This window comes from Janthinobacterium sp. GW823-FHT01H08 (genome assembly GCF_058797855.1).
In genome coordinates this window covers 2148743-2162861 of record NZ_CM179504.1, presented here as the reverse complement: position 1 = coordinate 2162861, position 14119 = coordinate 2148743, and the positions used below count along the sequence as shown (strand labels likewise).

Sequence of the window (14119 nt, the reverse complement as noted above, 5' to 3'; positions counted from 1 at the left end):
CCGCAAGCTATTCGCCCAGCAGTTCCGCCACCACTTCCATGCCTTGCACGCGCTCGGCCACGACCTTCACCATGACGATGATGGGCACGCCCAGCAGCAATCCCCAGACGCCCCACAGCCAGCCCCAAAACAGCAGGCTGACGAACACGGCAGTAGGATTCATGCGCGCGATACGCCCCGTCATCCAGGTGGTGACAAAGGTGCCCACCAGGGTGGCGATGGCCATCGACGTGCCCGTCACCAGCAAGACCATTTCCAGCGATTCGAACTGCAGGAAGGCGACCAGGCCCGTGGCGATGGTGATGAGCAAGGGGCCGAAATACGGCATGATGTGCAGCAAGCCGGCCACGATGGCCCAGGCGCCCGCGTTTTCCAGCCCGATCACGCGCAGGGCGATCCACATCAGGACGGCCAGCAAGACATTCGTGACGAGCAGCATGAACATATAGTTCTGGATTGAAGTGTTGATGTCTTCCAGGATGTGCACAGTGACCTTCTTGCGGCTCAGCGACGGTCCCGTCAGCTTGACGAGCTTGCGCTTGAAGGTGTCGCCCGACAGCAGCAGGAAGAATACGAGGAAGATGACCATGGTGGCCTGGCTGAGGAAGCCCACCAGGCCCAGCGAACCGGCCCAGACCCAGTCCATGATCTTGAAGTTGGGCGCCTCGGCCGCGGCGGCGCGGCGGTTGTTGCGGCGCGCTTCGGCGCCGGCGGCCACTTGCTCGATTTCATTGGCCACGGCCTGCATCTTCTGGAAGGTGCTGTTCTTGCCGCCCGTATTGGCGGCGATCAGCCGCGACAGTTTATGCGTGGCGGCCGGCAACTCTTCAACGATGGATTCGAATTCGCCCTGCACGCGCTCGACCACGACGATGGAGCCGAACAGGATCAGGGCCGTGACGGCCGTGGCGCCGATGGCGCGCGGCAGGCGCAGCTTTTCCAGCCAGGCGACAACGGGATTGAGGGTGTAGGCAATGAAAATGCCGAAGATGACGGGAATGAGGAATTTCTGTGCCCACTGCAGCGCATAAATAAAGCTGACGGTGGCGATGATGCCCAAGGCCATGCCACGCGCATTGACATGCAGCGGCAAGCGCAAGGTTGAGTCTGGCTGCTCCACGGGCGCGCCGGGAGTTGGCCCGGCAGGCTCGGTGGAGGCAGCCGCCACCGGATCGGGCGGGGTATCTGAAGGCTGGGTATGCATGCGATTCCCGCGACGGTCGGTGGAAGGCCACAGGGCCAGCCGTGAGGCTGGCCGCTGCGGCAGGTCAGGCCATTACTTGACGCGGATGTCGTTTTTCACCGACTTCACGCCCTTGACGCCACGGGCGACTTCGCCCGCTTTGGCGGCATCGGCTGGCTGGGCAACGAAGCCGCTCAGCTGAACCACGCCCTTGAAGGTTTCAACGTTGATTTCCGTCGATTTCAGGGTAGGCTCATTGAAGATGCTGGCTTTCACTTTGGTGGTGATCGCGGCGTCGTCGAGGTATTCGCCCGTGCCTTCCTTGGTTGGGGTCGAAGCGCAGCCTGCAACGGCGAACAGGGAAGCGACGAAAAGGCCAGTAGCGATAGATTTAGTGAATTTCATGGTTTTTTCCTTAGGAGTGGTCAATCAATGTGCTCACAATGAGCTTCTTATACCAGTGTGGTGACTGCGCGCCGGAGGGAGCTCAGTAGCCAAACTGGGTTTTTGCAGCCTTGATACAGTCATCCTTGGCTGCGCCGGCCAATGCATCGCATTTTTCTGTCGCGACCTTGTACTCGGCTTTTCTTTTTGCTTCACGCGCATCGCTGCGCGCTTCGATGACTTTCTTGTCCGCTTTGGCGTCGGCCAGGGCCGCCACCTTGGTGGACTTGGCCAGCTTGACGCAGACATCCTTGTCGTTGCCCGTCAGCGCATTGCAGCGGGCCAGATCGACATCGTAATTGGCATCGGCAATCTTGATGCGCGCCTTCGTGTAGGCACGCAGCGTATTCGTGTATTGCGCCTGGGCCACGGCTTCATCGTAGGTGCGCACGGCCTTCGCCTCGGCGATGCAGACATCCTTGGGGTTGCCCGTGATTTTTTCGCACTCGGCATGCGCCAGTTTGTAATTCAGGCCAGCCTGTTCATTGGCCGCCTTGTACGCTGCTTTTGCTTCCGGCGTGGCCGCCACTGCCTGGCCGCCCCATGCGGCGCATGCCAGGCTGACGACGATGGCGGTGAAAAGCTTATTCTTGTTCATGTTGTATTTCTCCCTGGTGGTAGCAAGCATGTCTGCTTGGCATGACTACCGTTTTACGTGGATAGTCGCCGCTCTTCTGTACGCTGCCGTACACAAGTAATTTATTTTGAAAGCGGAAGGGCAATATGGAGAAATAACAACGTTTTTGCCGGATCGCTCCTGCCCGCACTCCCCTTTTCGACTGCAAATAAGTACGTGCGGCAGCGTACAGACCGGGGACAGGGGCATGACTAAGATGGCACTACACCCTCACCTCGTCAGGAGAATAAAATGAAAACCAACGCCACCTTGGCTGCACTGATGCTCGCCGCCACCGCCGTACTGAGCGGTTGTGCCACCGGCCCTACCCAGTCGCAACAATATTACCCGGCCAACCAGCCTGAGTCCGCCATGTACGGCACCGTCGACTCCATCCAGATCGTGCAGGGTGGCGGTCAAACCAGCGGCGCCGGCGCCGTGGTCGGCGGCATCGCCGGCGCCCTGCTGGGCAATACCATCGGTTCGGGCAGCGGACGCACGGCCGCCACCGTGGCGGGCGCCGTCGCCGGCGGCGTCGTGGGCAACCAGGTCGAAGGCCGCAGGCAGCAGGCGCAGGCCTACCAGATCAGCGTGCGTCTCGACAACGGCGAGTACCGTACTGTAGTGCAGGACAACGCGAATGATTTGCGCCCGGGCAACCGCGTGCGCGTCGTCGACGGCCGCGTCTACCGCTATTAATTCTCGGCGGAGCTTGTCAGCAGGCATCCGCCATCTCGCATGAGTCGTACCATAACAAGGAGTTGCCATGGGCACCATCATTCTGATCATCTTGATCCTGGCCCTGGTCGGCGTCCTGCCTACCTGGCCGCATAGCCGCAACTGGGGTTACGGCCCCAGCGGCATCGCCGGCCTGGTCGTAGTGATACTGATCCTGCTATTACTGACGGGCAGGTTGTAAAAAAAGGCGCTACGGCGCCTTTTTTATTTCAAGGAGGAAATATCATGACTATCCACAATACACTCTTGGCCACCCTGCTCGCCTGCAGCCTGGCGCCGATGGCACTGGCGCAGACGGCCTCGCCGCAGCCGGGCGACCCGCAACGCTGGTACCAGGAGGACAGCACGGCGCAAGCCCAGCTGCGCACTTTGCGCAAGGAAATCGCCGCCGCCCTGGCCGAGGCCAAAAAAGCGTGCCGCTTGGAACCGTCCGCCACGCGCGCCAGCTGCCTGAAGGACGCGCAGGATACTTACCGGCAAGACATGGCGAACGCGGAAAAACTTCGTGCAGCGGCGCATCCGCAGTGATGCGCCGTGCTGTTGCGACGCTGAACAACATTGCAACACCTGACAAAACCGTCGCGAGCGGAAGGGAGAGGTGGCTAAGAAGCGCAACCGTACGGAAGGTACGGTGAGCATCGCAGGCCGCCTATACCGACGCGCAGCAGGTTTTGACAGGCGTCACTAAGCCGCATCGCGCTCATAGGGCGGGAGTTCGTGCACCACGAGCGGCGTGTCTTCCGTGACGAAGGCCAGCCAGCCGGCCGCCTTGATCGCGCGCAAGCCATCCTGGTAGCCCTGCTCCCAGCGCCACTCGATGGAGCCCTTGGAGAAATTGATATCCTTGGCCGCCATGTGCCAGTCGCGCCCCGCATACGGCAGGCGCACGATGTGCATGGTGCTGTCGCAGCCCAGCGCTACGAGCTCTTCCGTCTGCTGGCGGTTGTGCTTTGTGTCGGGCAGGCCGGCGTACAGCTCGCGCAATTTGCGCTGCAAGGTGTGCGTATTGACATAGTCGGCGATATGGCGTTTCGAGCGCGAGGCGAAGGTGACGTCCTTTTGCCGCGTCTGCACCTCATCGAGGGTGGTCGGTTCCGGCCCTTCCGAGCTCCACAGGTCGACCATGAAGACCAGGGTGTCGACGTGGGGCGTGTCGTCGAGCACGGTTTCCAGCGGCGTGTTCGAGTACAGGCCGCCATCCCAATATAAATCGCCATCGACGCGCACGCCGGCAAAGCCGGGCGGCAAGGCGCCGCTGGCGCGGATATGGTCCGCCGTCAGGGGTTGCTGCTGGCTGTCGAAACTGGTGAGGCTGCCGCATTTGACGCGCAGGGCGTTGACCGTCAGGCGCATGCCGCCGGGCTGGTTCAGGTAATCGAAATCGACCAGTTCCTCGAGGGTGCTGGCCAGCTCACTGGTGTCATAGAAGCTGGCCTCTTCCGGCTTGACGGCGATTCCTGCGGAGAACAGGCTGAAAATGCGCGGCTTGAAGAAGCCGGGCACGCCGCGCAGCACCGTATCGAGCGTGGCCAGCCAGATGTTCGAGCGGCGCTGCTGGTCCGAAACGAGATTCATGTCGACGCTGTCGCGGTGCGCCACGCGCTGCCAGAACTGTTTTAAACGCACGAGCCTGTCCTCGTGCTTGTTGCCGGCCAAAATGGCGGCATTGATGGCGCCGATCGAGGTGCCCACCACCCAGTCGGGCGCCAGGCCATGTTCGTGCAGCGCATGGTAGACGCCGGCCTGGTAGGCGCCCAGTGCGCCGCCGCCCTGCAGCACCAGCACGATGCGCAGGCGCGAGGGATTTAACTGATTGATCGGTGTCTTCGAATTCGTCATCAAGATAGCCCCTCTGTGCGCCGCGCAAAATGCGGCGTGAATCATTGTAAGGGATTGCGACTGCCCGTGCCGGACGTTGGGTACGGGCAAAAAAAACGCCGTCAATGACGGCGTTCCTGTGCAACACGGCTGGCGTTCAGCGCTTGCGGCGCAGCCAGCTGGCGGCCACGGCGGCCACGGCCACGAGGACCAGGGCCGGCTTGACCAGCTTCTTGCGTCCAATAAACGATAGCGCCGTCAGCACGTAGGGCATGGCGCCCTGCAAACGCATGCCGCCCGGCGCCAGCAGGGACTCGACGCGGTGGCCGGCAAAGCCGACCGCCGTTTCGACCACGCCCTGCAGCAGCGATTCGGGACGCAGGGCATAGCCCACGTTGGCGCGCGCATGCACGATGCCCACGCGATACATTTCGCCTTGGGCGATCAGCAGGCGCTTGCGGGCGGCTTGCGCCGCCAGTTTGTCGGTTTCCGACATGAATTCTCCTCGTGAGCCCGCTTACATCAGCATGTCGCGGTCGGCCTTCAATTCCGCCATGGTGGCAGGCATGGACAGCTTTCCTTGACGCAGCATGGCGCGCGCATACATGACCAGCGCGATGGCCAGCAGTACGAATACGACCGTCATGATCGCCAGGATCTTCCAGCCCAGGCTATCCCAGGCCAGGAAAACGATCAGTACGCTGCCGTAAGCGATGGCAAACAAGCCCGCCACTGTCGCCAGGGCGAAAATGACCACGAGCTGCAGCATGTGATTGCGCACTTCCGACAGTTCGATGGTGGCCAGTTCCAGCCGCGACAACATCAGTCCGACGGCGTTCTTGGCCAGGCCGGCGACCGAGCCGATCAATCCCGGCCCCTGGTGAGACGAAGCAGACTTGTCCATATCGCTCCTGACAATGGATTACTTGCGGCCCAGGATGAAGCCGACCAGTACGCCGACGCCAGCGGCGACGGCTACCGTGCGCCATGGGTTTTCCTTGACATAACCGTCCGCCTGGGAGGCGAGCTGTTTGGTAGCAACGATGGCCGACGCTTGCGCTTCGTGCGCCTTGGCCAGGGCAGCGTCCAGGGTTTTCATGCCCTTGATGCGCACTTCATCGGCTTTTTCACCGGTCAGGGCGGCAGCGGCGCTGAACAGGGCTTGCGCATCCTTGACCAGGGTTTTGACATCGTTATTGACGGTGGTGATATTGTTTTCCAACATGGTTTAGCTCCTTAGCTGTGGATGAATGTAGTTACTATACCTACTTTACTCAAAAACACTATTCCATTAGATCGCGCATGTCATCGGCGTGCTCTTCTTCGACAGCCATGATTTTGATCAACAAATGGCGTGTGGTCGGGTCCTTGTCGCCAATTTTGACGATCATCTGGCGATACGACTCGATCGCTACCCGTTCCGCGATCAGATTGGCACGCACCATGCTTTGCACGTCTTCGGAGTCATCATACTCGGCATGGCTGCGCGCAAGCAATGTTGCAGGATTAAAATCTGGCTTGCCATTGAGTTGCACGATGCGTTCGGCCAGCCAGTCGGCGTGTTCCTGCTCCTGCTGCGCATGCTCAAGGAACTCGGCCTTGATGGTGCCGTTGTCGCGTCCGCTCACCGTGTAGTAATGGCGTTTATAGCGCGCAATACACACCAGTTCGGTGGCCAGCGCCCCATTCAACAGGGTGATCAACTCCTGGCGGTCGCCCTGGTAGCCGGCCGTCACGGCGCCGTCGTCCAGGTTTTTGGCGGCGGCGCGGATGGCGGCCGTATCGATGCCAGCTGGAATCTCAACAGATGTTTGGGTCATGATGCTTCCTTTCAAGTATTACATGGGTATCCACCGGCCAAGTAGCGGCCGGTGCTGCCTACGAACAAATCAAACGCCAGGCAAAAACCGTAGTTTGGCCTGGTGTTTTAACGGCGGGCGGGAATGGCCGTGTTATCTTCCGACAAGACGATTTCCACACGACGATTCAGCTGGCGGTTTGCCGCCGTATCGTTGCCGGCGGCCGGATAGGCGGCGCCATAGCCTTTCGTGGCGATGCGGTCACGGCTGATGCCTTGCTCCAGCAGCGCATTGCGCACGGATTCGGCGCGGCGTTGCGACAATTCCAGGTTGTGCGCGGAGCCGCCCGTGCTATCGGTAAAGCCTTCGATCAGCACGGTGCGCTGCGGGTTGTTTTTCAGCACCTCGGCCAGCTTGCGCGCCGTATTCACGCCATCGGCCGTCAGGTTCGCCTTGTCCGTGCCAAACAGCACGTCGCCCAGGGTAATGACCATGCCGCGTTCGGTTTTCTTGGCGGCCAGGTCGGCCAGCTGCGCTTCGAGTCCGGCGGCGCGCGCTTGCGCATCGCGGGCCGATGCTTCGGCAGCCTGAGCCTGGGCCTTGGCCGCTTCCGCATCCGCTTGCGCCGTCTGGGCGCGGGCCGTGGCCTGGTCAGCCTGCTGCGTGCGCGCATCGAGGCGCAACTGGTCGCGCTGCTTGCCCGCGTTGGCGATATCGGCTTCGGCCGCTTTCTGCTTGGCGACTTCTTGCGCCGTGGCTATCTTTTGCTTGGCCAGGTAGGCCAGCTTGTCGACTTTTTCGCTATCTTCCTGGCGCGTGGCGGCGGCGTTTGCCGCTTCCAGCGCAGCGCTCGCTTCGCGGAATTCGCGTGGCGCATAGGTCGATACCATCGGGTTCGATTGCGCCGCCATGTAGTCGCCGCGGGTCTGGTCGAGCAGGCTGGTGGTGGTCGGTGCGGAACTGCAGGCGGCAACGAGGGCGGCCATGGCCAGCAGGCCGGGAATGGTGGTGTAAGTAGCTTTTTTCATGATGGAATCCTGTTCTTATTCTTGGTTATTGTTTCGGGGCTTGCTGATTGGCACGGTCGAGTTCTTCGCGCATGACGCGGATATTCTCGTTGATTTCATCGGCGGCGCTGGTGGCCTTGGCCGAGTTGGCCTTGCTTTGCGCCAGCTTGGCATCGGCTTGCGCCTGGTCGGCCAGGTCGCGCGCCGTCTTGTAGTCACGGTCTTTCAGGGCTTGGTTAGCCATGCGCATTTTTTCGCGGGCCGAACGCATTTCATCGGGTGCCAGGTCGGCAGCGCCGGCGCTGGCGGCGTTATCGACGGCGGCGCGCGACACGGCGACATCGGCCGTGGCTGGCGTTTTCAGGCTGGAGCAGCCCGTCATCAGGACAACGGCCGTGGCGCAGGCGGCCAGGGCGGCCAGTGGGGAAATCTTGAAATCTCGGTTTGTCATTTTTTTTCTCCTGGAGAATGTGTAAGCGTTAGGGTTCATACGTCGGTGCATCTGGAATCAGGAACGGCGTTTGATGTAGACGTTATAGGCTCCGGCTCCCCGCATATCCGTTCGGTGCCGCACATAGAGTAAGAAATCGACAATACTTGCATCGGCAACGTGCGCCAGCGCACGTGCCGGACCGTAAAAGCGAGAAACGGGCCCGGCTGAGGAGCGATTCCTGTAGCATCGTGAATACTTGTCCAGAAAGAATCGTCTACCATGCAACTGTCCCGCCGTCAGAAAATCTCCCTCGCCAGCGCCGCCGTGCTCATCGCCCTGCCCGTCACCGCCTCCATCGTCCTGATGCATATGGACTGGAACCGCGCCAAGCCCTGGCTCAATGCGCGCGCCAGCGAAGCGCTGGGGAGACCGTTTGCCATCGAAGGCGACCTGACGCTGACGTGGCAGCAGCCCGCGACGGGAGGCAAACAAGGCTGGCGCGACTATTTGCCATGGCCGCACCTGCAGGCAAAGGATGTGCGCCTGGGCAACCCAAGCACCATGTCCGGGACGGACGACGGGGCGCAGCTGGCTACCGTCAGCCAGCTGGCGTTCTCGCTCAATCCCCTGGCCCTGCTGGACAAGAAAATCATCATTCCGCAATTGCGCTTCGACACGCCGCAGGTGCGCTTGCTGCGCAACAAGGACGGCAAGAACAACTGGACCTTCGACAAACAGGAGCAGCCATCGCCGTGGCAGCTGGAATTGCAAGGCGTGGTCTTCAGCAAGGGCACCGTGTATCTGGACGATGCTGTCACGAAAACGGCGATGCGCGCCGATGTCGACACCATCGCGAACGATGCGCGCTACGGCATCGCCTGGACGCTGTCGGGCAAATACCATGGCGAAAGCGTCAAGGGCGGCGGCAAGGCCGGCGGCGTGCTGTCGCTGCAGCAGCAAGGCACGCCCTTCCCCATCCAGGCCGACATGCGCGCGGGCGGCAGCAGCATGGCCATCGAAGGCACCCTGACGCGTCCGGCCAAGCTGGCCGCGCTCGACGTGCGCCTGAAGCTATCGGGGCCCAGCATGGCGAGCCTGTATCCATTGACGGGCGTGCTGCTGCCGGAAACGCCGCACTTCAGCACGGAAGGCCATTTGACGGGCACCCTGGCGCCGCGCGGCGGTGAATGGGTGTACGACAAGTTCACCGGCAAGGTGGGTTCCAGCGACATCAGTGGCAAGCTGGCCTTTTCTGCCAGCACGCCGCGCAAGCGCCTGACGGGAGAAGTCCACTCGCGCCTGCTGCAGTTTTCCGACCTGGGCCCGCTGGTGGGCGCCGATTCCAGCGCCAGCAAGAAGGAACGGGGCGTGGCATCGACGCAGCCGGCCGGCCGCGTGCTGCCGGTGGAAACGTTCAAGACGGAGCGCTGGACCAGCCTGGACGCAGACGTGCGCTACACGGCCGACAAGATCACGCGCGATGCCGAGCTGCCAATCAGCAAGCTCGACACGCATGTGGTGCTGACGGATGGCGTGCTGTCATTGACGCCGCTCAACTTCAACGTGGCGGGCGGCACCCTGACGTCGCAAATCAAGCTCGACGGCAGCGGCAAGGTCATCGCCAACGGCATCGCGGCCGAACTCAAGGCCAGCGCCCGCCATCTACACATCCAGCAACTGTTTCCCCGCCTGCCCGCCCTGCAAGCGAGCGTGGGCGAAATCAATGGCGACGCTTCGCTGTCGGCTACGGGCAATTCCGTCGCCACCCTGCTGGGCAGCTCGAACGGCGAAGTGCGCGCGCTGATCAACCGGGGCAGCATCAGCAAGCTGCTGCTGGAAGAAATGGGCTTGAATATCGGCAGTGTCGTGCTGGCCAAACTGTCTGGCGACAAGCAGGTCAAGCTGAACTGCATGGCCGCCGATTTCGCCGTCACCAAAGGATTGATGCAGACGCGCCAGTTTATCGTCGACACGGATGATGCCGTCCTGCATATCGATGGCACGGTGAACCTGGCCGATGAACGGCTGGACCTGACCCTGCGGCCGGACAGCAAGGGCTTGCGCGTCTTTTCGCTGCGCTCGCCCCTGTACGTGCATGGCACTTTCAGCAAGCCCGACGTGAGCGTCGACAAGGGCGTGCTGGCCTTGCGCGCCGGCGGCGCACTGGCGCTGGCCGTGGTGGCGCCCGTGGCGGCGCTGCTGCCGCTGGTCAATACCGGCCCCGTCGAAGATAGCGAGTGCGCGGCCCTGCTGGCCCAGGCGCGCGTGAAACCGGTGGCGCCCAAGCCGGGGAAAGCCGTGCGCAAGGTGCGCTGAACGCGGCGTGGGCGCCTTTACAATTGTTACACCCCTATGTGCGTTGCCGAACAGACCCTGCCTTGCCGCAATCCTATGCTGTGATCGTGCCTGAAACACACGGCGTCACGAAGTCATCCGGCCCATACCATGCCGGCGCCACGAGGTCTGAATTCATAGGAGAACTATCATGCAAATCATTAAAAAAATCGCCGCTACCACTTCCGTTGCCGCCCTGCTGCTGAGCCTGACGGCTTGCGCCAACATGTCCGGCCAGGATAAAAACACAGCCATCGGCGCTGGCGTCGGCGCCGTTGCCGGTTCCGTGCTGACCGGCGGCAGCGCTGTCGGCGCAGTCGGCGGCGCCGCTGTCGGCGGCGTGATCGGTAACCAGGTCAAGCCGAAGTAATTGTTGCTCAAGAAAGCGGGGTGGGTGCGCAGGCGCCCGCCCCGCTTTTTTGCGTCTGCGGCACAAGGATGAAAGCAAGCGGGATGAGGGCAAGCCTGATGCAAGGCAAGCGAGGAAAGTCAGACGAAGACGTTGGCCATGCCGATGGTGCCGCTGTCCTTGACCAGCTCGTAACAGCGGCAGGAGACAGCTTCCAGGCCGACCGAATCAAGGATTTCGATATTGCCGCGGCTGTAAGTAATCAGTTTTTGCTGTTGCAGCGCGCTCGCTGCCTTGGTCACGCCGACCCGCCGCACACCCAGGGTATGGGCGAGGAATTCATGCGTGAGGTGAAATTTTTCGGATTGCAGGCGGTCGCGCGTGATCAGCAGCGAACGGGCCAGGCGCGCCTCGAGCACGTGGAAGCGGCTGCACACGGCAATCTGGATGGCTTGCGCCAGCAGGGTATCCGTGTAGCGGTACAGCAAGCGCTGCAGGGACTCGAGCTGGGCGAACTCGGCGCAGAAATCGGCCCGCGCGATGCGGCTGGCCATGCCGGAACGTTGCACCACGGCACGCACTTGCGCCAGCTCATGACCGAGCGCGACGGACGCGCCCAGCACGCCTTCGCGGCCGACCGAGCCCACTTCCAGGGTCATGCGGCCCTCCGCCACGGCCAGCAGCGAGATCAGGCAGTCGCGGGGGAAATAAATGTGGCCGATAGGCTGGCCCGGTTCGTACAGCACCTCGCCTACCTCGACCGTGACCGTATCGAACAAGGCCGTCAGGTGCCGCAAATCGTGCTCGGGCAGGCTGGCCAGCAAGCGGTTGCCGGCGTCAGGCGCGCCCACGGACGACCCCAGGCCGGATCGGCCTGTATCGCGGGACAGGGTCATGCTGGCGTTCGTTAGTGGCATTGCTTTTCCTTGGTGTCGTTACAACTCGACATAATTTTTACTTAGCCTACGGTGCAGTACCGCCCATGTATGTACGGTGACGCACGGAAGCGAAGCAAGCGGCACAGCACACTGGCAATACACGCGAATCGCACGGATAACACGCACTACCCATTTCATTATTTTAAAAAACAGGAGTTTTCCATGACCACCACCACCAAATCCCTCCATCCGCTGGTACTTGCCGCCGCCGTCGCCGTCCTGCTGTTCTGCGGCGTGGGCACGGCGGCCCTGATGGGCTGGCTGCCTTCGTCCCAGAGCGACAGCCGGCCACTGGCAGCCGGCACTTCGGCCGAACAGATGGCCAACCTGCAGGCGAACCAGCCGCCAGCGAACCTGCAGCCTGCCGGTGCGCAGCCGCTGGCCGCCCTGCCGCCTCAGCAGCAACAGCAGCAACAGCAGCAGCCAGTGCGCCAGCCGCAGCCCCAGCAGCAACCACAACAGCAATACGCGGCGGCCCCGGCACCGCAAGTGTGCAGCAACTGCGGCGTGATCGAAGCCATCCATGAAGTCAATACGCGCGCCGAAGGCAGCGGCGTGGGCGCGGCCGGCGGCGCCGTCGTCGGCGGCTTGCTGGGCAACCAGGTCGGCGGCGGCCACGGCAAGCAGCTGGCCACCGTGCTGGGCGCCGTAGGCGGCGCCGTGGCCGGCAATCAGATCGAAGGCAGCGTGCGCGCCACGCGCAGCTACAACATCGTCGTGCGCCTCGACAACGGCAAGACGCGCACCGTGCACCAGAGCGCCGCGCCGAACTGGCGCCAGGGCGACCGCGTGCGCGTCGTCAACGGCGGCTTGCGCGCCATGGGCTAAGCGGAGCGCGGCGGCGCCGCTGCCGCGATGAGTTGCAAATTCAACACACGCCCGGCCTGTCCGGGCGTTTTCTTTTTGACAATGTTCGTTGGCGTACAGATGAGTTTGCCGTCCCGCGAGATGATGCATTCAAGAAAGTTCAACGAATATCTTCAAGGAGGTGCGATGGAAAACGACAAGACAAACAGTCACCGGATCTGGCTCGGCTTTATCGGTGGCGGCATATTGGCCACGGCGCTGGGCTTTTGCGCGCTGGATCTGGCGCCCGTGCAAACAAGCGCGCCCGTGTTTGGCGTCATGCTGCTGTTGACCGGCGGCATGGTCAGCTGCCTGGCCGGCGCCGTCGGCATGGCCGGCATGCTGGCCTGGATACCGGGCATGGCCGATGAACACGCCGACCGCTCCCGCTAGTTGAGCCTTGTGTACGACAGCGTACAGAACACAATGAAAACAAAGTAGACACTTAGTCATGGCATAAGCGTTCAGCGACCCGGTCGCTGCGCAATGACAAAAACTGATGACGGCGCAAGGCCAAGGCAGCCGCCGTCATCCACACATTACTCTCGGAGGACACATCATGCTGTATACAATCGCCGTCGTACTCATTATTCTTTGGCTGCTGGGCCTGGTAACTTCCTATACCATTGGCGGCTTCATTCACATCCTCCTGGTGGTGGCAGTCATCATGATCCTGTTGCGTCTGATCAGCGGGCGCGGTTTATAGAGGCCACTCCATTGGCCAGACAGGGGCGGCGCGCGTGCAAACGGGCGCCGCCCTTTTTCCGCCTTTTGCGTACAGTGCGCGCGCACTGGCACACTGCGGCATTTTGCAGTAACGTGTGCAGGTAATTCCTGGGTATGTCCCAATAACAAAACAAGGAGAAAATCCATGAAAGAAGCATTCAAAAAAGGCCCTGGCGCCACATCCCTGATCGGCATGCTGGTGATCGCACTGGCCGCCACCGGCTGCGCGGATATGTCCTCGACGCAACGTGGCACGGCCACGGGCGCCGGCATCGGCGCGGGCCTGGGCGCCTTGATCGGCGGCACCACCGGTGGCGGCAGCAGCGGCCGCACGGCCGGCGGCGCGCTGATCGGTGCCGCAGCTGGCGCCGTGGTCGGCAATATCTGGTCGAACCGCATGGAAAACCAGAAGCGCGCGATGGAGCAAGCGACACAGGGCACCGGCGTGCAAGTGTCGCAAACGGCCGATAACCGCCTGAAAATGGAAATCCCCAGCGACATTTCCTTCGACACCAACCGCGCCGACATCAAGGGCAACTTCCGCCCCATCCTCGACCGCTTTGCCGCCACCCTGAACGAAAACCCGAACACCACGGTCAGCATCATCGGCCATACGGACAGCACGGGCAGCGATTCCATCAACGAACCGCTGTCGGTGGAACGCGCGGCCCACACGCGCGACTACCTGGCCATGCGCGGCGTCTCGCCGACGCGCGTCGTCACGGAAGGCCGCGGCGCCCGCGAGCCGATCGCCTCGAATGCGGATGCGGCCGGACGCGCACGCAATCGCCGCGTGGAGATCTACGTAGCCGAGCTTGCTCCGCGCTAAGCTGACACGCATCAATAAAAAACCCGCTGGCAAGTGACCTTGCCAGCGGGTTTTTTCTA

At 62.2% G+C, this 14119-nt stretch carries 20 protein-coding genes; 9 read left to right on the top strand and 11 right to left on the bottom strand.

The window, feature by feature from the left end:
- Positions 1-7: 7 nt before the first annotated feature.
- The 3 genes from AC3RCG_RS09685 to AC3RCG_RS09675 form a co-directional block, all read right to left on the bottom strand.
- The gene (locus tag AC3RCG_RS09685; RefSeq protein WP_492404368.1) at positions 8-1204 is read right to left on the bottom strand and encodes an AI-2E family transporter; all 1197 of its coding nucleotides are present in this window, start codon (positions 1202-1204) and stop codon (positions 8-10) included.
- Between the two features lie 72 nt (positions 1205-1276).
- Positions 1277-1588, bottom strand: coding sequence for a BON domain-containing protein (locus AC3RCG_RS09680; protein ID WP_070224920.1), 312 nt, complete (start codon positions 1586-1588; stop codon positions 1277-1279).
- Positions 1589-1670: 82 nt separating this feature from the next.
- Positions 1671-2225, bottom strand: coding sequence for a hypothetical protein (locus AC3RCG_RS09675; RefSeq protein ID WP_046682431.1), 555 nt, complete (start codon positions 2223-2225; stop codon positions 1671-1673).
- A gap of 270 nt (positions 2226-2495) precedes the next feature.
- Between AC3RCG_RS09675 and AC3RCG_RS09670 the strand changes: the two genes are divergently transcribed.
- From AC3RCG_RS09670 to AC3RCG_RS09660, 3 genes are all read left to right on the top strand, one after another.
- On the top strand, positions 2496-2942 hold the full coding sequence (locus tag AC3RCG_RS09670) for an outer membrane lipoprotein (RefSeq protein WP_070224919.1): 447 nt from the start codon (positions 2496-2498) through the stop codon (positions 2940-2942).
- Positions 2943-3009: 67 nt separating this feature from the next.
- Positions 3010-3162 carry a DUF3309 family protein gene (locus AC3RCG_RS09665; RefSeq protein WP_010396415.1) on the top strand — a complete coding sequence of 51 codons (153 nt, stop codon included), beginning with the start codon at positions 3010-3012 and terminating at the stop codon, positions 3160-3162.
- Positions 3163-3206: 44 nt separating this feature from the next.
- The gene (locus tag AC3RCG_RS09660; protein WP_230505895.1) at positions 3207-3509 is read left to right on the top strand and encodes a hypothetical protein; all 303 of its coding nucleotides are present in this window, start codon (positions 3207-3209) and stop codon (positions 3507-3509) included.
- A gap of 156 nt (positions 3510-3665) precedes the next feature.
- Here AC3RCG_RS09660 and AC3RCG_RS09655 read toward each other — a convergent pair whose 3' ends face one another.
- The 7 genes from AC3RCG_RS09655 to AC3RCG_RS09625 all read right to left on the bottom strand — a co-directional run bounded on the left by AC3RCG_RS09655 (position 3666) and on the right by AC3RCG_RS09625 (position 8056).
- Entirely contained in the window at positions 3666-4820 is a 1155-nt protein-coding gene (locus AC3RCG_RS09655; protein ID WP_070224917.1) for a patatin-like phospholipase family protein, read from the bottom strand.
- Between the two features lie 136 nt (positions 4821-4956).
- On the bottom strand, positions 4957-5295 hold the full coding sequence (locus tag AC3RCG_RS09650; RefSeq protein ID WP_070224916.1) for a hypothetical protein: 339 nt from the start codon (positions 5293-5295) through the stop codon (positions 4957-4959).
- A gap of 21 nt (positions 5296-5316) precedes the next feature.
- Positions 5317-5703: a phage holin family protein gene (locus AC3RCG_RS09645; RefSeq protein ID WP_070224915.1), complete on the bottom strand. Its 387-nt coding sequence runs from the start codon at positions 5701-5703 to the stop codon at positions 5317-5319.
- An 18-nt stretch (positions 5704-5721) separates the two neighbouring features.
- On the bottom strand, positions 5722-6024 hold the full coding sequence (locus AC3RCG_RS09640; RefSeq protein ID WP_070224914.1) for an ElaB/YgaM/YqjD family protein: 303 nt from the start codon (positions 6022-6024) through the stop codon (positions 5722-5724).
- 58 nt (positions 6025-6082) lie between these two features.
- Entirely contained in the window at positions 6083-6619 is a 537-nt protein-coding gene (locus tag AC3RCG_RS09635; protein ID WP_070224913.1) for a ferritin-like domain-containing protein, read from the bottom strand.
- 107 nt (positions 6620-6726) lie between these two features.
- The gene (locus AC3RCG_RS09630; protein ID WP_070224912.1) at positions 6727-7626 is read right to left on the bottom strand and encodes an OmpA family protein; all 900 of its coding nucleotides are present in this window, start codon (positions 7624-7626) and stop codon (positions 6727-6729) included.
- A 25-nt stretch (positions 7627-7651) separates the two neighbouring features.
- Positions 7652-8056 (bottom strand): DUF4398 domain-containing protein, encoded by a 405-nt coding sequence (locus AC3RCG_RS09625; protein ID WP_070224911.1) that lies wholly within the window; start codon positions 8054-8056, stop codon positions 7652-7654.
- A 261-nt stretch (positions 8057-8317) separates the two neighbouring features.
- On the opposite strand from AC3RCG_RS09625, the gene AC3RCG_RS09620 reads away from it, so the two are divergent.
- Both AC3RCG_RS09620 and AC3RCG_RS09615 read left to right on the top strand, forming a co-directional pair.
- Complete coding sequence (locus tag AC3RCG_RS09620) at positions 8318-10354, top strand: AsmA family protein (protein WP_492404362.1); 2037 nt, start codon at positions 8318-8320, stop codon at positions 10352-10354.
- A gap of 169 nt (positions 10355-10523) precedes the next feature.
- Positions 10524-10742 (top strand): YMGG-like glycine zipper-containing protein, encoded by a 219-nt coding sequence (locus AC3RCG_RS09615; RefSeq protein WP_034758955.1) that lies wholly within the window; start codon positions 10524-10526, stop codon positions 10740-10742.
- A gap of 119 nt (positions 10743-10861) precedes the next feature.
- Here AC3RCG_RS09615 and AC3RCG_RS09610 read toward each other — a convergent pair whose 3' ends face one another.
- Positions 10862-11638 carry a Crp/Fnr family transcriptional regulator gene (locus tag AC3RCG_RS09610; protein WP_492404359.1) on the bottom strand — a complete coding sequence of 259 codons (777 nt, stop codon included), beginning with the start codon at positions 11636-11638 and terminating at the stop codon, positions 10862-10864.
- 183 nt (positions 11639-11821) lie between these two features.
- Between AC3RCG_RS09610 and AC3RCG_RS09605 the strand changes: the two genes are divergently transcribed.
- The 4 genes from AC3RCG_RS09605 to AC3RCG_RS09590 all read left to right on the top strand — a co-directional run bounded on the left by AC3RCG_RS09605 (position 11822) and on the right by AC3RCG_RS09590 (position 14060).
- The gene (locus AC3RCG_RS09605) at positions 11822-12487 is read left to right on the top strand and encodes an outer membrane lipoprotein (protein ID WP_099409907.1); all 666 of its coding nucleotides are present in this window, start codon (positions 11822-11824) and stop codon (positions 12485-12487) included.
- A 165-nt stretch (positions 12488-12652) separates the two neighbouring features.
- Positions 12653-12898, top strand: coding sequence for a hypothetical protein (locus tag AC3RCG_RS09600; RefSeq protein ID WP_070224908.1), 246 nt, complete (start codon positions 12653-12655; stop codon positions 12896-12898).
- A 166-nt stretch (positions 12899-13064) separates the two neighbouring features.
- Entirely contained in the window at positions 13065-13211 is a 147-nt protein-coding gene (locus AC3RCG_RS09595) for a lmo0937 family membrane protein (RefSeq protein ID WP_121670992.1), read from the top strand.
- 213 nt (positions 13212-13424) lie between these two features.
- The gene (locus AC3RCG_RS09590) at positions 13425-14060 is read left to right on the top strand and encodes a YiaD family glycine zipper/OmpA-like lipoprotein (RefSeq protein ID WP_409028766.1); all 636 of its coding nucleotides are present in this window, start codon (positions 13425-13427) and stop codon (positions 14058-14060) included.
- The last annotated feature ends 59 nt before the right edge of the window (positions 14061-14119 follow it).